Annotated in this window: 19 protein-coding genes and 1 tRNA gene; 12 read left to right on the top strand and 8 right to left on the bottom strand. The window is 37.9% G+C overall.

From position 1 onward, the window contains the following. The first annotated feature begins 31 nt into the window (after positions 1–31). On the top strand, positions 32–1,255 hold the full coding sequence (locus IE080_RS03750; RefSeq protein ID WP_189579103.1) for an S-adenosylmethionine:tRNA ribosyltransferase-isomerase: 1,224 nt from the start codon (positions 32–34) through the stop codon (positions 1,253–1,255). On the opposite strand, the gene IE080_RS03745 is transcribed toward IE080_RS03750, so the two are convergent. Further along, positions 1,247–1,651: a LytR/AlgR family response regulator transcription factor gene (locus IE080_RS03745; RefSeq protein ID WP_189579102.1), complete on the bottom strand. Its 405-nt coding sequence runs from the start codon at positions 1,649–1,651 to the stop codon at positions 1,247–1,249. The two genes, IE080_RS03750 and IE080_RS03745, sit on opposite strands and share 9 nt — an antisense overlap. A 132-nt stretch (positions 1,652–1,783) precedes the next feature. Here IE080_RS03745 and IE080_RS03740 point away from each other — a divergent pair, with 132 nt between their 5' ends. From IE080_RS03740 to IE080_RS03725, 4 genes are all read left to right on the top strand, one after another. After that, positions 1,784–3,334: a hypothetical protein gene (locus IE080_RS03740; protein WP_189579101.1), complete on the top strand. Its 1,551-nt coding sequence runs from the start codon at positions 1,784–1,786 to the stop codon at positions 3,332–3,334. 154 nt (positions 3,335–3,488) lie between these two features. Then, positions 3,489–3,580: transfer RNA gene (locus IE080_RS03735), tRNA-Ser, on the top strand. Positions 3,581–3,841: 261 nt separating this feature from the next. Further along, positions 3,842–3,988, top strand: a complete 147-nt coding sequence (locus IE080_RS03730; protein WP_189579100.1) for a hypothetical protein — start codon at positions 3,842–3,844, stop codon at positions 3,986–3,988. A 5-nt stretch (positions 3,989–3,993) separates the two neighbouring features. Continuing rightward, positions 3,994–5,184: an arginase family protein gene (locus IE080_RS03725; RefSeq protein ID WP_189579099.1), complete on the top strand. Its 1,191-nt coding sequence runs from the start codon at positions 3,994–3,996 to the stop codon at positions 5,182–5,184. Between the two features lie 81 nt (positions 5,185–5,265). Here the strand turns inward: IE080_RS03725 and IE080_RS03720 are convergent, their stop codons facing one another. From IE080_RS03720 to IE080_RS03705, 4 genes are all read right to left on the bottom strand, one after another. Next, positions 5,266–5,853, bottom strand: a complete 588-nt coding sequence (locus IE080_RS03720; protein WP_189579098.1) for a DUF3244 domain-containing protein — start codon at positions 5,851–5,853, stop codon at positions 5,266–5,268. Between the two features lie 497 nt (positions 5,854–6,350). Then, positions 6,351–6,464, bottom strand: a complete 114-nt coding sequence (locus IE080_RS03715) for a ribosomal protein L7/L12 (protein ID WP_262893049.1) — start codon at positions 6,462–6,464, stop codon at positions 6,351–6,353. 24 nt (positions 6,465–6,488) lie between these two features. Further along, positions 6,489–7,334, bottom strand: a complete 846-nt coding sequence (locus IE080_RS03710) for a ribosomal protein bL12 (RefSeq protein WP_189579096.1) — start codon at positions 7,332–7,334, stop codon at positions 6,489–6,491. Positions 7,335–7,515: 181 nt separating this feature from the next. Beyond that, on the bottom strand, positions 7,516–8,031 hold the full coding sequence (locus tag IE080_RS03705; protein WP_189579095.1) for an acyl-CoA thioesterase: 516 nt from the start codon (positions 8,029–8,031) through the stop codon (positions 7,516–7,518). A 51-nt stretch (positions 8,032–8,082) separates the two neighbouring features. On the opposite strand from IE080_RS03705, the gene pxpA reads away from it, so the two are divergent. The 6 genes from pxpA to IE080_RS03675 all read left to right on the top strand — a co-directional run bounded on the left by pxpA (position 8,083) and on the right by IE080_RS03675 (position 14,468). Further along, a complete protein-coding gene (gene pxpA, locus IE080_RS03700) occupies positions 8,083–8,793 on the top strand; it encodes a 5-oxoprolinase subunit PxpA (protein ID WP_229800484.1) in 711 nt (236 codons plus the stop codon). Further along, the gene (gene pxpB / locus IE080_RS03695; protein WP_189579094.1) at positions 8,777–9,481 is read left to right on the top strand and encodes a 5-oxoprolinase subunit PxpB; all 705 of its coding nucleotides are present in this window, start codon (positions 8,777–8,779) and stop codon (positions 9,479–9,481) included. Before pxpA ends, pxpB begins: the two co-directional genes overlap by 17 nt. Next, positions 9,474–10,346: a 5-oxoprolinase subunit C family protein gene (locus IE080_RS03690; RefSeq protein WP_189579093.1), complete on the top strand. Its 873-nt coding sequence runs from the start codon at positions 9,474–9,476 to the stop codon at positions 10,344–10,346. The genes pxpB and IE080_RS03690 overlap by 8 nt, the downstream gene beginning before the upstream one ends. Positions 10,347–10,457: 111 nt before the next feature. Next, a complete protein-coding gene (locus tag IE080_RS03685) occupies positions 10,458–11,978 on the top strand; it encodes a DUF4301 family protein (RefSeq protein ID WP_189579092.1) in 1,521 nt (506 codons plus the stop codon). Between the two features lie 464 nt (positions 11,979–12,442). Continuing rightward, positions 12,443–13,141 (top strand): SIR2 family NAD-dependent protein deacylase, encoded by a 699-nt coding sequence (locus IE080_RS03680; protein WP_189579091.1) that lies wholly within the window; start codon positions 12,443–12,445, stop codon positions 13,139–13,141. Further along, a complete protein-coding gene (locus IE080_RS03675) occupies positions 13,134–14,468 on the top strand; it encodes a flavin-containing monooxygenase (protein WP_189579090.1) in 1,335 nt (444 codons plus the stop codon). Before IE080_RS03680 ends, IE080_RS03675 begins: the two co-directional genes overlap by 8 nt. Before the next feature lie 20 nt (positions 14,469–14,488). On the opposite strand, the gene IE080_RS03670 is transcribed toward IE080_RS03675, so the two are convergent. Then, positions 14,489–15,097 (bottom strand): tetratricopeptide repeat protein, encoded by a 609-nt coding sequence (locus IE080_RS03670; protein WP_189579089.1) that lies wholly within the window; start codon positions 15,095–15,097, stop codon positions 14,489–14,491. Positions 15,098–15,107: 10 nt separating this feature from the next. Further along, positions 15,108–15,923 carry a 2,3,4,5-tetrahydropyridine-2,6-dicarboxylate N-succinyltransferase gene (locus IE080_RS03665; RefSeq protein WP_189579088.1) on the bottom strand — a complete coding sequence of 272 codons (816 nt, stop codon included), beginning with the start codon at positions 15,921–15,923 and terminating at the stop codon, positions 15,108–15,110. A 254-nt stretch (positions 15,924–16,177) separates the two neighbouring features. On the opposite strand from IE080_RS03665, the gene IE080_RS03660 reads away from it, so the two are divergent. After that, positions 16,178–17,080 carry a glycosyltransferase gene (locus tag IE080_RS03660; protein WP_189579087.1) on the top strand — a complete coding sequence of 301 codons (903 nt, stop codon included), beginning with the start codon at positions 16,178–16,180 and terminating at the stop codon, positions 17,078–17,080. On the opposite strand, the gene IE080_RS03655 is transcribed toward IE080_RS03660, so the two are convergent. Then, positions 17,077–17,556: a hypothetical protein gene (locus IE080_RS03655; RefSeq protein WP_189579086.1), complete on the bottom strand. Its 480-nt coding sequence runs from the start codon at positions 17,554–17,556 to the stop codon at positions 17,077–17,079. The genes IE080_RS03660 and IE080_RS03655 overlap by 4 nt on opposite strands. Positions 17,557–17,733: the final 177 nt, after the last annotated feature.

The raw sequence follows: 17,733 nt of genomic DNA, 5'->3' as shown, positions 1-17,733 counted from the left end.
CGTTCTAAAATTAACTGAGGACCTATCCCCTATGTTTCAACAAGCTGAATCCATCAAGTTATCCGATTACGAGTACATTTTACCAAATGAGCGCATTGCTAAATTTCCTTTGGAAAAACGGGACCATTCCAAGCTTTTACATTTCAAAGATGGTAAAATAGCACACCAGGTATTTTATGAATTGCCTTCCTTGATACCAGCTGGCAGCATGATGGTATTCAACAACACCAAAGTTATACCTGCCCGAATGATTTTTCAACGGACTTCTGGAGCAAAGGTAGAATTGTTTTTGCTCAAACCACTTGGGCCAAGTACAAATATCAACGAAGTGATGCAAACACGGCATTCTGTTATTTGGGAGTGTATGATTGGTAATTTAAAAAAATGGAAAGATGGAGAAGTGCTTAAAGGTGAAATCCAACTTGGAAATGAAACTTTGGTTATTTCTGCCTTTCTTTTAGACAGGGAATCAAAGACTGTTCAATTTGAATGGGACTCAACGCATGCCTTTGTGGATATTGTAGAAGCTACAGGAGAAGTGCCCTTACCACCATATTTGAATAGAAAAGCTACAGCTGAAGATAAACCACGATATCAAACAGTGTATTCTAAAAAAGAAGGTGCTGTTGCTGCCCCTACCGCTGGCTTACATTTTACGGATGAGGTGTTAGCTACTTTGAAAGCCAATGGAGTAAAAGAAGAGTTTCTAACCTTGCATGTGTCAGCCGGAACATTTCAGCCGATCAAAGTCTCTAATGTGACAGAACATGAAATGCATAGCGAGCAAGTGGTTGTAGATATAGAAACCATCCGAGCCTTGACAAATCACCAAGAAGCCTTGATTGCTGTTGGAACTACCTCTATGCGATCACTGGAATCTCTTTACTGGTACGGGATGATGCTTATTCAGAATCCAACTGCAAGTTTTGCCATACCCAAATTATATCCTTATGAATATACTGGACCAAAAATTGCACGGAATGAAGCATTTGCAGCAATCCAAGCCTACATGGAAAATCAGGATATAGAGGAAATAACAGGAACTACGGAAATATTTATTTTTCCAGGCTATGAGTTTCGGGTATGTGATGGATTGGTGACCAATTTTCATCAGCCATCTTCTACCCTGATACTATTGGTAGCAGCGTTTACGAATCAGCAATGGAGAAAAATTTACGAAGAAGCGCTAGCTAAGGGTTACAGATTCCTTAGCTATGGAGACAGCAGCTTACTTTGGAGACACGATTTAATCTAGGTTAGACGAACCTAATTTTTGAATACAGTTCAATAAACTTTGATAGTATGTTCGACCTACGGGAACTGTATCTTTAGAAACAACCAGTTCTCGTGGGTTGATACAAGTAATCTCATCCAAGCGAACAACATAACTTTTGTGAATTCTTATAAACTCATCTGCTGGCAATACGGCCTCTAATTCCTTTAGGATGTTTCTTAGAGAGTATACTTCCTGACGTGTAACTAAAGTAGTATAGTTACCATCTCCCTTCATCCACAGAATATCCTTGAATTTGACTTTAACCAAATTCCCCTTATGTCTTACAAAGATTGCGTCCTTTACTAGGATATTGCTTTCTTCAGTTTCATAATCATTATAAACTGTTCCGTTCCCATTCAAACTATACTCTTTCATCTCCGTTACGTTAATTATTACAAGTTTTGAACAGACTGTCTAAGAAAAATGTTTGTTTTTATGAATAAAAATGTAAGGCGCTAAAATAAAATAGTATTTTTGATATACACTATTACTAATTCTTATTTAAAAATGAAAAAGTTATACCCAATAGTATTGCTGCTTTTTTTGTTATCTGCATGTGAAAATGAAGACACTAAGGACTTGAATCAAGGAACGCTTATTATCTCAGGAATTTCACTAGAAGAATATCAGTCAAATGCATCTTTGAATTCCAGAATTGAATCTCAAAGTAACTGGCCACATATATATGCATCAGAAGTGGTATTAATGATTAATTCAACAACAACAAATGAAAATTATGAACTACGGTTTAATCCAAATGATCTAAGCACTGGTTCTTCTTTATCTTTACCTTATGGTGATTATTCTTATGAGCTGTCATCTACTGGTGAAGATGTTGAAACATTTCTTCCGATTTCTGCAAAAGGTACATTTAGATTAAATCAACCAAATCTTAATTTATCATTACAAGCCACAACCACTTATGGTTTGATTACGGTAAATAAAAGTAATGTTAAAAACACTCCAATTTTGGTTTTAGGTCAAAGTTACGAGATGACTTTAATTGGAGATTTTTATTATAGCTATGTTCAAGAAGGAAAAGAGCCTGTATTAGAAGTGATTGAAAATATTTTTGGAAATACGATTCGAAGAAATCTCGTTATTTTGGCATATAGACATTACAATTTTATCATAAAGGTATCTGATGGACAAGGAAAAGTTGTTGATATTTTGGTTGAAGATTTTGAATTAATAGAAGAAGAATTATTAGTGAACATAGGTGGCGTGCCTACTTCAATAAACCTTAGCCCCACTACTACACTTCAAGCCCCTTTGTTGGAAAGTTCTGGATTAGCATATTTTGGTGGTGAATTATGGAGTCACAACGATTCAGGTAATACTAATGAAATTTTTCAATTTTCTAGAACAAATGGAGCTATCTTAAAAACAGTTACAATTTCCAACGCAACCAATGTTGATTGGGAAGATTTTGCTGAAAATGAAACCCATTTATTTATAGGTGATTTTGGAAATAATAATGGCAATAGAACAGATTTAACTATTTACAGAGTAAAAAAATCTGATGTTTTAACAAATACTTCTGTAACTGCGGAAAAAATTTCCTTTAAATACGAAGATCAAACAGTTTTTTCAACCGCCCCTAATAACAATAATTTTGACTGTGAAGCATTTTTTTTTGCCAATGATTCTTTATACTTATTTAGCAAAAATTGGACGGATAATCAAACAAGATGGTACAGTCTTCCCTCCAAACCTGGAGATTATGTGGCCAAACTAAAAGGCAGTTTTAATGTGCAGGGATTAATTACTGCCGCAGATATAAATACAAGGACAGGTGATATTATTTTGCTAGGCTATACCAATCAAGGCTTTGCTACACAGTCCTTTGTCTGGTTACTTTCAGGGTATCCTGATTTTGATATATTTGAGGGAAAAAGAAATAGGATTTCTATAGGTTCGCCGTTGGTTCTCAGTCAAACAGAAGGCGTTTATTTGTTTGAAGACAACACAGGGTGGATAAGCTCAGAGAGGATCGTTGGAGGAACCATTGTTTTACCACCGCGCTTGATTCCATTCAATTTTAGAAACTTGTTTTAGAAGTAATTTTTTTAAACTGAATTTCAATTCATTATACATTATAGCCATTATTTTTATAAAAAATATCTCTTGGGAGAGTTTGAGGCTTTGTTTATTCCAACATTTATGAATTATATTTGCACTGTCCTAAAGAAAATAAATATTCTTTAGAGAAAGAGAGTTGGGTGAGTGGCTTAAACCAGCAGTTTGCTAAACTGTCGTACGGGTAATGCCGTACCGGGGGTTCGAATCCCCCACTCTCTGCCAATAAACCTAATTTACTTGACTCAGTAAATTAGGTTTTTTTTATACAAAAATTAATTTTCATTAAAACCTTTGGTTGAAAAATCGACCTAATCTGCTAAATTTTAATTGATTTTTTTCAGAACCACTTTAACAAGTGGATATTAAAAGTGATTTATTTTATTTGGTTTAATAATTTTAAATTGTCTCAAAAAAAAATTATCAAAAAGTAAAATTGAGAATCTTAATTTGATATCTTTAAAACAATACAAATAATTTAGACTTATGAACAAACCGAATGAAAAGAAAGGCTCTGAAACATCTTCAAAAATAGAGCATATGGAAGTAAAAATAGAAGATTCCTTGGAGACTAATTCTAAACCAAATATTTTTAGAAGGATTTCACGTAGTGTAAGTAAACCTAAAAAATAAAATTTGTGGTTTTATACCAACGTAATTATTGTCTAAAAAATACTTCAATAGGCGATAAAGTTTCTTTCGACATCTATTCTTTCAATAAAGTAGTATCTGGTGATCAACACCTATTATTTCTTTATAATTTATTCAAAGAACCTACTAGCTTTGATGAAGCGCACCATCGTTATGGTATACCTTATTCTGTACTTGAAGACCTTAGAGACTGTTTCTTTTTAATCGAATATGTTAAAGTAAAAACACTTTCTGAAGGTATTTTAGAATTTTCAAATAACCCAATTGGAAACAATATTAATTTATTTGATTTAAATAGAATTTCAACTTACTCACCGGATCAATTTGCAATCGTTGGTATTCCTGTTGATATCAATGGCGAATTTGGTGGTGCGCGAAGTGGTCCTTCTTTAATTCGTGATGAACTCAATATCCTAAACGATTCAATTAATCAAACAAATTTTTGTGATTTTGATGTCAGAAAAATCTATGATGGAAATTCTCTCCAAGTTTTTGATTTAGGTGATATTGTTTGGTTGCCAGGTGAAGGTATTTTGGCAGTGAAACATCGAGCGGAAATAGTTTTTGATAAATTATTTTCTAATCAATTCCGTACAATTATGTTTGGAGGAGATCACTCAATGAGTATTTTTCCTATAGAATCACTTGCTAAAAGAGAGCAATTCCACATTATTCAGTTTGATGCACACCACGATTTGGTTGGATATAATAATGAAGCAACGATCGTTTCACATGCTAATTGGCTTTGTAAAGTAATTGATTTAAGTTCCATTAAAACTATTACACAAGTAGGATTGAGAACAATTGACATCAACGACTATACTCAAATAATCGATCACCCTAAATGGTACTTACATTCATCTTTTGACATTTATAATTACCCACAGCTCAATTATTTTGATCACATTCCAAAAGACAGTAAAGTATATGTAACTTTCGATGTAGATTGTTTTGACTATGGTATAATTGAACATGATACCAGCATACCTGAAATCGGAGGCATTTCTTATTACAGCGCACTAAAATTATTGAATACGATTTTTGAAAAATTTGATGTTTTAGGATTAGATATAGTAGAACTTTCACCTAATACAGTTTCAAAGGGAAAAGGGCAAAAAATGGTCTCTAAGCTTGTATTAAACTATCTATTTTCAAAATGTCCTTCTATTAGTTTTTGAGACTTTTTATCTATCACAATTGCTAATAAATAATCCCCAAGGACTTTCGCCCCCAGGGATGGTCGTTAAACAATGATTGTTTCAATTAAATTGTAAATGCTTCGTACGGCCGTTATTATCACTAACTTGAATAATAAGATTTTCTAATTTCAGTTGACGCAAGTGATAAACTTTAGAGAATCCTGCAGCTATATTGACAGTCTCCGAATGTACTTTTCTTCCAGATTCATCCCAAATTTGAATTTGAGTTCCTGGTTCTTCTAAACCAATAACGGTTAGCTTAAATGAATCTTCATTTAATGGTTTGACATAAGCCATTAAAGGCAATTCAATAACAGTCGATTCTGTAATAGTTACAGTGTGAATACTCTGATTACTGGGATCTTCTTTGCTGATGACAGCAACTTGATATTCTCCGCAGGGTAAGGCTGTCATATCAAAGGGCACAAGTATATTTTCTTGAACATGAAAATTACGTTGAAATAGACGTTTACCATTGGCATCCAATATGTGAACTTTTACTTTACCAGCTCCTTCTCTCAAAGTAACCTGTACTTTTTTCTCTTTTGCTTGAACATTAGTCAAGTTAGAGATGCTTTCTTCTGAGTTGTTTGCGAAGCTGCTTGTACCTAGTACTGCGGCTAATGCGAATGTTAAAATCGTTTTCATTTGTGGTTTTGTTTAAGTTGGTATGATTGGATTATGGCCAATTCTGTACCTGAAAAAATTACCGGCATCGAAGGCGGTGCTCACTACTCTAAAAAATTATCACCTAAATATCTCCTGCGATTTACAAATAACCATGACAGTTCCTAAAAACTGTCAGCTATTGGGAAAAATCCTGTGCGACTTGTTCACTTTTGTAACAGATTTTAACATTAATCCCAAAAGTCTAAATTTTCGAAGGTTGCATCTGTCACAAGAATTTATGAAAATTTAATTTCAAAAATTTTTCACTTAGATTTTCCCCACACCAAGTCACAAAAAAACCTGTACGAAAGTGTACAGGTTTTGTCCGAAAAATAACTATGAGAAACTGTTGCATGAACAGTTTGGCACAAGCATTAAAAACTTAATGCCACCCACAAGTCAGTCTCCGAGGGAGCAAATAAAATCGCCTTCCCAAACGAAAGGCGAGTATTATATAGCAATATTTAATGCTTCTCCTATTTCAAATCTACAGTAGCTCCTACTGCTTCAAGTGCTGACTTCAATTGGTTGGCTTCTTCTTTACTAGCTTTTCCTAAAACTACTGCTGGCAATTTTTCTATTAACGTAATAGCTTGCTTTTCTGAGATAGCTAATTAAGTCTGTAATACTTGAATAACCTTCATTTTTTCACCACCAACCGAAAACAAAATCACGTCAAATTCAAGGGTTTCTGCTTCATCACCTCCATCGTCGCCACCGCCCTCAGCCGCTCTTTTCAAATCTACAGTAGCTCCTACTGCTTCAAGTGCTGACTTCAATTGGTTGGCTTCTTCTTTACTAGCTTTTCCTAAAACTACTGTAGGCAATTCTTCAATTAAGGTAGTGGCTTCCTTTTCTGAAATGGCTAATCCAGTTTGTAATACTTGAGTTACCTTCAATTTTTCACCACCTACTGAGGATAAAATCACATCGAATTCTGTGTTGACTGATTTCTGAAAAGAAACTTCCAAGCCATTTTTGGAACTGGAATTAATTTTCATGTCGAAAAATCCGCCGCTAAGATAGTTTCCGTTCCCATCCATGATGGAAAAACCTAATAAAATATCTGTCAAAGACTCAATAGGAAGTGATGGACTTGTGAAATTGCCTACTTTACCTTTTCCAGGATTAGCACTGGCAATTAAAGGGCTTGAACTAGACAGGGCGCCATCTGCGTTTTCCTCAAGTGCAATTATTTCAACTATTTGTGCGTTTGGAAATGCTTCTCTATCAATTAAAAATCTAAAACTTACTTCGCTTCGATTGGGGTTGCCTTTACGAATTACTTGGAGCTTAACACTCTCTTCACTTGTAACACGAAGGTTTTGTTGATCACGGACAAAAACAGCTTCAAAAACTTGTATTTCCCCTTCAAGTCCAACCAAGCCATCATCAAAATTATCGATTTGGCACGCAAAAGATCCCAGGAGTATAAAAAAGATTAAAGTAAATTTTCTCATAACGTTTTTTGTTTTTGAAGAAACAAAATAAAATTTGGTTCCTCATAAACAATTCACGAAATAGGCAAAATACTTCATGAAACCTACTGTTGAGTTCATGAATACCTTTCACAAAAAAAGGATTGTTTAATGTATTACCTTAAGCCTTATGTAATGCCGTGTAGTCTCACAAGTAATTCATCTAGCTTACCAGTAGCTTCTGCTTCAAACTCTTTACCCGCTCTCCAATACTCATATTGCTTATATCTAAATCTTCCGAAGTTGCTTTGAGGAAATCCAAAACTGCTCCCGCATGGTCTGTGGATGTTCCTTCCTTGATGGTTACATAGCGCATAGTGGTCCATAAAACAGTTTTAAGTTCCTTCTTGGTATCGTCTGTCATGTAATACTCTAAGACCACGGTATTGTGATTATACCAAAGCAAGCGGCTCATGATGCGTACCCATTCCCCCACTCTTGCAGGGCGCACGTAAGAAATATTATGATTATACACCACCCAGGCCGCCTTGTATTTGGTAATCAAATCTATCATTTCAAGGCCGTACAACTTCGGAACCTGATCTTCTCTAGCATTAAAGAAATAGTCGAAATACTTGGCATTATTCAAATGCTGCAAGGGATCACAATCCTGAAAGCGGATGACCACCCTGCTTTCTGTTTCTTTCGGATAGTGTTTTTCTGGGTTGTATTCAAACATGGTGTGAATTTTACGTGAAAATGGCTAATTTCATCGCCAAAGATACACTTTATGATGGATATCAACTGCGATTTAGGAGAAGGACTGCCCCATGATGCTGCGCTTATGCCTTTTTTACATTCCTGCAACATTGCTTGCGGAGGCCATGCCGGAGACGAAAAAAGCATTCAAGAAACCATTCTACTCGCAGCTCAACATGGAGTGAAAATTGGAGCCCACCCCTCCTACCCGGACCGGCTCAATTTTGGAAGAAACGTGATAGACATTCCTTTGGAGGAGTTGAAAACAAGCCTACGCGAACAAATAGCATTCGTTGCTACTTGTGCCGAAGCCTGCCAAGTTCCTATGCATCATATCAAAGCCCATGGAGCTTTATACAATGAGTCTGCAAAAAATCATGAATTAGCCAATTTATTGATAGGCTTGGTTCAAGAGCATTATCCTGGCATTACACTTTATGTTCCTCCCCATAGCCTAATAGCCTCCTTAGCCCAAAAAGCGGGCATTCCTATAATGCTTGAAGTCTTTGGTGATCGACATTACGAGTCAGATTACAGTTTGGTGGCACGGACCCATCCACAGGCATTAATTATTGATGCCCAAGAAGCAAAAGACCATATTGAGCGATTGATGCAGGGTAAATTAAAAACTATTCATGGGGAAATCTTAAACTTAAAAGGCGACACACTGTGTATTCATGGAGACAATCCCGCTGCATTATCCATTCTTCAATTGATACAAACATATGCCTCCAATCATTGAGTTTTTATGGATTCACCCCAAACTCCTGGAAATAAGATGGGAGGAACGGATTGACACAGCCATCCTTCATGCACAACTTGCGCTTTATCATTCCCTACAAAAGAAAGCTGGTGTTGAAAGCCTCCGAATAGGGTATCATACACTAAATGTGCTATTTACTCACGAGCAATCAGGTATACAGCGAATAACATGGGAGGAAGAATTGACAAAAGACCCTGTCGAACATGCTATAACTTCAAGCAATCAATGGGAAATACCCGTGTGCTATGAATTAGGTAAGGACTTAGAAATGTTGGCTCGAATGAAGGATTTAACCACCGAACAATTAATTGAACTTCATTCAAGTCGAAGCTATTTACTCCATTTCTATGGATTTCTGCCGGGATTCATGTATTTGGGGGGATTGGATACCACGTTGCATACAAATCGGAAAATAACTCCTGACCCACAGATAGCCGCTGGTTCGGTGGGTATTGGTGGTGCCCAAACAGGCATTTATACGCTCCCATCTCCAGGAGGATGGCACATCATCGGTAAAACTCCGTTGATGCTTTTCAACCCAGAGCAAGAGCCTCCTGTAAGACCGCAAATCGGAGACAGCATTGTTTTCCGCGCTATCTCTTTATCAGCATACCAAGCATTGGAACAAGCCATCAGTCAAGGAAATTATGAATGGAACCATGAATAAATCAGTAGGTTTTCTCGAACTCATCCAAGGTGGTCTGCAATGCAGTATTCAGGATACAGGACGTACGCAGCATGCCCATTGGGGAGTTCCGTATGCTGGAGCTATGGATACTTTTTCATTTAACTTAGCGAATCACTTATTGATTAATCCATCACATGCTGCATGTTTAGAGATAGGTCCAGCGGCTGTAGTATTTCAATTTCATACGCCAACTATCTGTGTGCTTACAGGTGCAAAAGGTCTCTTTCTTGTGGATGGAGTAGAGATTCAAAGAAACAAACCATTCCAAGTTGAAGCAGGTAGCCTCCTGCGCATAGTATCCATTGAACAAGGAAATTGGCTTTATTTGGGTGTGAAAGAAGGTTTTCAAAGCCCTGTAATATTGGGCAGCAGGAGCTGGTCCAAAGGGATTACCGAAGCATGGATACTGAAAAAGGGAATGAAGCTCCCCTATTTTTCCCAAAGCCACCAAGCCAATCAGGCTACCCATTCCCGAATCAAAGAATACCTTTCCGAAACCGCTGAATCAATGATATACGCCTATAAGGGTTCCGATTGGAACTTATTATCAGAAATATTAAAAACAACTATCCAAAACCAAGAATTTGAACTTGGTTTAAGGCAAGATCGGATGGGTTATGAAATCTTGAGCTTACCTTCCAATTCCTTACCTCAGTTATTAACGGCTCCTGTTTTTCCAGGAACTGTTCAGTTGACACCTTCGGGAAAAATGATTGCGTTAATGCGAGAGGCACAAGTGACAGGTGGTTATCCAAGAATCTTACAATTGAATGAACAATCTATTAATCAACTGAGTCAATTAAGAGCTCGAACCATCATTCGATTTCAGCTATTAGATTTTTAACAAAGCTATTATTCCCCTTTCCAAGAAAAAGAAACGCTTTTTTTACAAAGCACTTTATTTGAAATGGGGGATTTCCTATATTGAGCCATTACTTCATTAAAACCAATAACCATGGACGCAACGCTTCAAAAGCAAATTTTAGATCAAGGTATGGACCTTGCAAAAGTGGAAGAACAACTGAAAAACTTTAAAGAAGGCTTCCCTTTTTTACCCATAGTAGATGCTGCAACTGTCGGCAACGGAGTTTTACAAGTTTCTGAAGAAAACTTGGTAGCGCTACAGGAAAGCTACGCTTCCAAGATCAGTTCCCGAGTGATTGTAAAGTTTGTTCCTGCAAGTGGAGCTGCTTCCCGTATGTTCAAGGATCTTTATTCTTTTTTAGATGGAGATGGAGATATCAGCAAAAGTGCTTTTGTCCAGAAATTTATCAATCAAATCGATGGATTTGCTTTTAAATCCGATTTAGATGCAGCGCTGAAAAATCAAGGTTCATCCTTGGCAAGTGCACTCGCTGCCAAAGAATACCAGCGAATCATTGGTGCTTTGCTCAATGAAGATGGATTAGGGTATGGTCAATTACCAAAAGGACTGCTCAAATTCCACCATTATGAAGATAGAGATTGTACCCCTACTTATGAGCATTTTGTAGAGGGAGTGATGTATGCCAAAGGTGCAGGGAATACTGTTCGAATTCATTTTACTGTATCACCCGAGCACGAGGAAAAATTCAAAGCGGAGGTTGCTTCTATCAAATCAGGTTTAGAGGCTCAATATGGAGTTGAATTTCATGTAAGCTATTCTCAACAGAAAAAGTCCACCGACACCATTGCAGTAACTATGGACAATGAACCATTTGTAGAAGAAGATGGCAGCATTCTTTTCAGACCAGCAGGTCATGGTGCCTTATTGGAAAACCTCAATGAAATCGATGCAGATGTGATTTTTATCAAAAACGTAGACAATGTGGTGCCGGACCGATTGAAATCCACTACTGCTGACTATAAAGTAGCGATTGGAGGTATTTTATTAGATGTGCAGGAAGCTGTCTTCAAAGCATTAGAAGGTTTGGATGCGGGCGTTTCCACAGAAGCGGTTACCGAAGCAGAGCGTGTTTTAGAAGAGGTCTTGGGCGGTAAATTGCCTGCGCACTATAGTGAACTATCGGATGAAGGCCAAGCATTGTACTTGCATCAAAAGCTGAATAGACCTATCCGTGTGTGCGGTATGGTGAAAAATACGGGCGAACCAGGCGGAGGTCCATTTTGGGTCCAGGAAGACGATGGATCACTTTCCTTGCAGATTGCTGAGACAGCACAGATTGACTTAGACAATCCTGAACACAAAGCAATCTTCCAATCATCCACCCATTTCAACCCGGTAGATTTGGTCTGTGCTACGAAAAACTACAAAGGAGAAAAATTTGATCTCCTTCAGTTCCGAGATATGCGTACTGGATTTATCACTGAAAAATCCAAAAGTGGCCGTGACCTAAAAGCCTTGGAATTACCAGGCTTATGGAACGGTGCCATGGCAGGTTGGAACACTTTATTCGTAGAAGTTCCGCTAATTACCTTCAATCCAGTAAAGACTGTCAATGATTTATTGAGAGCTGAGCATCAAGGGATAGTGTAGGCTATGTTGAAGTATTTATTGATATTGGATATTTGGGATATTGGTTGATATTGGATATTAGAAGATATTGAAATAAAGTAGAAATATGGTGGAAATAAATTGAAATAATATTCGGGACAAGTAAAAACCTATAAGGATTGCTAAAAAGGATATTGGTTGATATTGGATATTAGTAGATATGGAAATAAAGTAGAAATAAGGTGGAAATAAATTGAAATAACATTCGGACCGCTTACAAAATAGAGAAATAAGGGGCGTCAGCCCTGTAATCTTCGTAGCATAAAGTATTGTTAGTTTAATCTGAGGGGCGTCAGCCCTGAGGTCTTTAGATTACTTGGATTGAAATATTATTGTGAATACGTATTAAACTGTCAGGGTTTTCGAGAAAATGGATTCAAATAAAGTCCTAATAATCAAACTAAAAACTGACAGGTTTACTATGATCTGAAAAACGAACTATTTACATGAAGAAAAAGAAACTGGTGGTTTTAACGGGGGCTGGGATATCGGCAGAGAGCGGTATCAGCACTTTCAGGGATTCGGGTGGCCTGTGGGAAGGCTATGACGTCATGGAAGTCGCCTCCCCTGAAGGATGGCGGAAAAATCAAGCACTTGTTCTTGACTTCTACAATCAGCGAAGAAAACAAGCGGCCAGCTGTGAACCCAATGATGCCCACAAAGAATTAGTCCATTTGGAAGAATTTTTCGATGTTCACATCATCACCCAAAACGTGGACAACCTTCATGAAAAAGCTGGTTCCTCCAAGGTCTTGCACTTACATGGTGAACTATTTAAATCCCAAAGTACTATTGACCCTTCCCTAGTTTACGAAATGGATGGTTGGGAAATCAAAACAGGTGATATCTGTGAAAAAGGCAGTCAACTTCGACCATTCATCGTTTGGTTTGGGGAAATGGTGCCAATGATTGAACCAGCTGCTGAGTTGGTGGAAGAAGCCGATATCTTCGCGGTTATTGGTACCTCCTTGGCTGTATATCCAGCTGCCGGTTTGATAGAATATACAAAAACCAATATCCCCAAATACTTGATTGACCCGAACCTTCCCTCTACAAGAAGCTATCTTCATCTTCGAAAAATCCCTGAAAAAGCCAGTATAGGTACCAAAATCATGTCAGAAGAAATCATCCGATTGTATGCATAAACGAGTTGCCGTAATTGGAGCGGGCCCTTCCGGGATAAGCGCCATCAAAAACCTTAAAGACCAAGGAATTGACATTTTAGCTTTTGACCGAAATTCAGATGTAGGTGGAAATTGGATCTATTCTGAAAATGAAAGCCACTCCTCCGTCTTTGAAACTACCCATATCATCAGTTCTAAAACGTTATCTCAATACGAGGATTTTACCTTTGACGATTTTGACCCGAATACCTCTGATTATCCCTCTCATGATGAATTGAGACGCTATTTTCAGGCTTATGCGAGGCATTTTGATTTGTATCCGCATATTCAATTTGAGACCTTGGTCCTGAATTGTGCTCGCTTGGAAAATGGTCATTGGCTCCTTACTCTTGAAAAAGAAGGCAAAGAGTACCAAGAAGAATTTACCCATTTAGTAGTCTGCAACGGACATCACTGGAATCCACGATGGCCTTCTTATCCGGGAAAGTTTACAGGAGAATTCTTACATTCACACTCCTTCAAAAAAGCTGCTCCTTTTGCTGATAAACGAGTTTTGGTCATTGGTGGAGGTAACTCTGCTTGTGATGTAGCGGTGGAAACCAGTCGTGTCAGTGCATTTACTGCCATCAGCTGGAGAAGAGGCTATAGAATTATACCCAAATTTTTCTTCGGCAAACCATCCGACATTATCGGCCAAAACAGCAATTGGATACCTACTCCTATTCGAACCTTCTTCTTCGATGTCTTATTGAAAACTTTGGTAGGTGATAATAAACTGTATGGCTTACGTCCTGTAGAAACCAAATTTGGTGAGACTCATCCTACTATCAACGATGAACTCTTGTACAAAATACGCCATGGAAAGGTGCATCCCCGTTTAGATATTCAGCGTTTGGATGGGAAAAAGGTAATTTTCGAAGATGGTCGGGAGGAATCATACGATACCATCATTGCCTGCACAGGTTATTACCTTTCACACCCATTTTTTGACCGAAGTTTAATTGACTATAGTTCAGGACCTGTTCCGCTATACCTCAAAATGCTCCATCCAACCATTGATAATCTGTATTTCGTTGGCATGTTTCAACCCTTAGGTTGTATTTGGCCGGGAGCGGAACTTCAAGCAAAAATCATGGCGAGAGAAGTTGCTGGTTTATGGAAAAGACCTTCCAACACCGCTGAATTATGCCAAAAAGAAGTAGAAAACCCGCACTACAAGCAAATAAACACACCTAGGCATACCATCACGGTAGATGCACACAGATTCAAAAAAAAATTGTTAGCACACTTGCCTTCCAATTATGTGCAAAAGAAACCCCTTGAATCAACTGTTCCAAGGGGTAACTAAATCTTGCTAACCTAAGATGCTTATTTACAAAACTTCTCGATTGCAGTCGTTGCTTCAGGGAAGTTAAGCTTAGCTGCCAAGGCAAGGTCATCACAACCAGCTTTTTTCTTGTCTGTGGCTAACTTTAACATACCGCGATAAAAGAATGCCTCAGCAAAATCTTTATCCATTTTGATAGCTGTGGAGTAATCTTTATAAGCCTCATCGGTATTTCCCAATTGATGCAAAGCCCTTCCTTTCATAAAATAGGCCATAGCAGGTGCACCTGGGGTTTCTACTGCATAGTCTGCATACAATAAAGCATTGGTATGGTTTTTTTGCTTTTGGTACAAATTGGACAAACTCAACATCACTTGTGTATTACGCTTATCCAAATTCAATGCATCAAGGAAATCTTTTTCCGCTTGCTCAAAACTCCCTAACTCCTCATAAGCTCTACCACGATTGTAAAGTGCTTTAACATTCTTTGGTTTAGTCTCCAAGAAAGATGAATAAGCCACAATCGCTGCTTCATAATCACCTCTCTTAAACAAAACATCCCCTTTTTCTGATTGACTGTCTGATGAACATGCTGAAAATACCAACAAGATTCCCAGGACCAGCCAATGAGTACTCCAAATTCTTTTCATTTCCTTACTATTAAACGGCTACATTATTTTCTCTCAATGCATCGTTTAAAGAGGTTTTTAAATCAGTTGATGCTTTACGCTGCCCAATAATCAAAGCACATGGAACCTGAAACTCTCCCGCAGGGAATTTTTTGGTCAATGAACCTGGAATGACTACCGATCGCTCGGGAACATATCCCTTGTATTCTACAGGCTCAGCACCTGTTACATCAATTATTTTTGAACTAGCGGTTAAGGTAACACCTGCACCGATCACAGCTTCCTTGCCAATTCTCACCCCTTCAACGATGATGGCTCTTGAACCAATAAAGGCCCCATCTTCCACTATAACGGGAGCCGCTTGCACAGGTTCCAAAACTCCTCCAATTCCAACTCCCCCGCTTAAGTGAACATTTTTACCAATTTGTGCACAAGACCCAACGGTAGCCCAAGTATCAACCATCGTGCCACTGTCCACAAATGCCCCGATATTTACATAAGAAGGCATCATGACCACACCAGAGGCCAAATATGCCCCATATCGTGCCACTGCATGAGGTACTACACGTACACCTTGCTTGGCATAATTGGTTTTAAGTGCCATTTTATCATGAAACTCAAAAGGTCCCACTTCAATGGTATGCATTTTTTGAATAGGGAAATAAAGTATGACAGCTTTCTTCACCCAGTCATTGACCTTCCAGCTTCCATCCTCTAAGGGTTCCGCGCATCTCAACTTCCCGGCATCCAAATCACTAATGACCGTTTTGATGGCGATTTCAACATCTTTTTCTTTTAATAACTCCCTGTTTTCCCAGGCCTTTTCAATTATGTTTTGTAAATCCATATTTTTGTGGGTAACCAAATTTTATTTCCTTGATCCAAATAGCCATCGCTTCAGTACTGAAACCTGTAAAAGATGCTCGTGCATATTACAAGATGGCGCTTTCGCTGCGTGAAAAAAGCAAATACTGTATAAACATCATAGGCTTTTCTTCAAAAAATGAAACTTCACAGGAAAATATAAAGTTCAGCCCCCTCCTAAATTCACCCATAAATTTATGGAAACGATTGCGAGCCAGCTTTAGGCTTTTATCCATCTTGACAAAGCAGCCTGCACAGATACTGACGGTTACCACTTGGGAATTGCTTCCAGCAGCTATCATAGGAAAATTTTGGCTTAACTATAGACTCATCTATGATGTACAGGAAAACTACGCTAAAAACATTCGATGGAACTTACCTGAGGCTTCTAAATTCAAAAAATATATCCAGCAATTACTGATTCGAAGTATCGAAAACTTGTCCAAACCTTGGATTGATCAATACATACTTGCGGAGTATTGTTATCGGGCAGAACTCCCCCATTTCCAACCTGTGACGCTACTCCCCAACACCTTTCCAGGAAAAGAAGTAAACAAAAGTAATATCCGGATTCCAAGAGATAAACCCATTCGATTTCTTATCACAGGCACATTGACTCCCGTATATGGCACGATAGAGGGAATCTATTGGTTCAAATCACTAATTGAATACCATTCAAATGTTGAGCTGATTATTTTTGGCCATTGTCCTTTGAAATCTTTTGAACATCAGTTAATAGAAAAAACCTATAACAAAAAGAAAATACACTTGACCCTCAGTCAAGAACCAATCTCTTACGCAGAGATATTGGAACAATATGAGCAAGCCGATTTAGTTATGCTCCCCTATCATTTGATTCCAAGTATTGCCCCCAAATTTCCAAGTAAGATTTATGAATGTATGGCACTTAAAAAGCCTATGTTATTACCTGAAAACGATGCCTGGAAACAGCTTATTGAACCTCATCAAGCTGGTCTATGCATAGATTTTCAGAAATTTGAAAACATACCTAACACCATTGAAGCCATCTTATCTACTGAATTTTACACGACCCCCCATATTCCGGAAGCACTTTGGAGTAGTTCGGAACCTGAATTTTATCAGATGATTGAGGGATTAGAGCCACTGAAAAAGGGTTAAAAAGCTAATTTTAGCCCAATTCCCGAAGATGTAAATCCTGCCAATAGCCGCACATCTGTTGGTTTATGTCCAGTTGGCATACTTGTATTGAAAATATTAACAGCTAAGTCAGCATTTTTAGAAAAACCTAAATCTAATAATACACTTCCCGCAATCAATCCAGCACCTACGCCCAAATAAGGAGCGCTCTCACTAAATGGCACACCTCCCAACAATCCACCAATTCCCCAACCTATCACAAAATAACCAGGATAAGACAGTATATTAGACCAAGTCCTGTTAGCTCGAGCTCTTTTCATATACTGACTTGCCTCCTCATTGACTCTCATAATTTCCCTTGCTTGCTGAAAGCTGATAAAACTGCCATTCAAAAAGAAATTACCTTGACCAAAACTCATTCTATCAGACGAAAATTGGGCTTTGGTTTCGGCATTAAATGCCAAGAACAACATGATAAGGAAAAGGATTTTTTTCATAGGATTTTTATTTGTCTTGAAAATACAAGGGTATTCCCAAATAGCCTACACTCATCTTATATTTTATTTTACAGGATGATCTTATTAACGCAATAGTATCAATCAAAGTCTAAATCCACAGCCTTTTTTGACTTATCCACCTTGTCCACATGTCTGTGGATTTTTATCCACTTTTTG

Source organism: Mongoliitalea lutea (assembly GCF_014652135.1).
GTDB lineage: Bacteria > Bacteroidota > Bacteroidia > Cytophagales > Cyclobacteriaceae > Mongoliitalea > Mongoliitalea lutea.
Note: the sequence above shows the minus strand (reverse complement) of the source record. Positions and strands in the feature narration are given on the sequence as shown.

Coding starts and splice junctions, on each gene's coding strand:
- IE080_RS03750 (WP_189579103.1), top strand. CDS start 32: ATGTTTCAACAAGCTGAATCCATCAAGTTATCCGATTACGAGTACATT.
- pxpB (WP_189579094.1), top strand. CDS start 8,777: ATGCCTCCAATCATTGAGTTTTTATGGATTCACCCCAAACTCCTGGAA.
- IE080_RS03670 (WP_189579089.1), bottom strand. CDS start 15,097: ATGAAAAGAATTTGGAGTACTCATTGGCTGGTCCTGGGAATCTTGTTG.
- IE080_RS03705 (WP_189579095.1), bottom strand. CDS start 8,031: ATGTTTGAATACAACCCAGAAAAACACTATCCGAAAGAAACAGAAAGC.
- IE080_RS03675 (WP_189579090.1), top strand. CDS start 13,134: ATGCATAAACGAGTTGCCGTAATTGGAGCGGGCCCTTCCGGGATAAGC.
- IE080_RS03730 (WP_189579100.1), top strand. CDS start 3,842: ATGAACAAACCGAATGAAAAGAAAGGCTCTGAAACATCTTCAAAAATA.
- IE080_RS03690 (WP_189579093.1), top strand. CDS start 9,474: ATGAATAAATCAGTAGGTTTTCTCGAACTCATCCAAGGTGGTCTGCAA.
- IE080_RS03685 (WP_189579092.1), top strand. CDS start 10,458: ATGGACGCAACGCTTCAAAAGCAAATTTTAGATCAAGGTATGGACCTT.
- IE080_RS03665 (WP_189579088.1), bottom strand. CDS start 15,923: ATGGATTTACAAAACATAATTGAAAAGGCCTGGGAAAACAGGGAGTTA.
- IE080_RS03720 (WP_189579098.1), bottom strand. CDS start 5,853: ATGAAAACGATTTTAACATTCGCATTAGCCGCAGTACTAGGTACAAGC.
- IE080_RS03745 (WP_189579102.1), bottom strand. CDS start 1,651: ATGAAAGAGTATAGTTTGAATGGGAACGGAACAGTTTATAATGATTAT.
- IE080_RS03655 (WP_189579086.1), bottom strand. CDS start 17,556: ATGAAAAAAATCCTTTTCCTTATCATGTTGTTCTTGGCATTTAATGCC.
- pxpA (WP_229800484.1), top strand. CDS start 8,083: ATGATGGATATCAACTGCGATTTAGGAGAAGGACTGCCCCATGATGCT.
- IE080_RS03710 (WP_189579096.1), bottom strand. CDS start 7,334: ATGAGAAAATTTACTTTAATCTTTTTTATACTCCTGGGATCTTTTGCG.
- IE080_RS03680 (WP_189579091.1), top strand. CDS start 12,443: ATGAAGAAAAAGAAACTGGTGGTTTTAACGGGGGCTGGGATATCGGCA.
- IE080_RS03740 (WP_189579101.1), top strand. CDS start 1,784: ATGAAAAAGTTATACCCAATAGTATTGCTGCTTTTTTTGTTATCTGCA.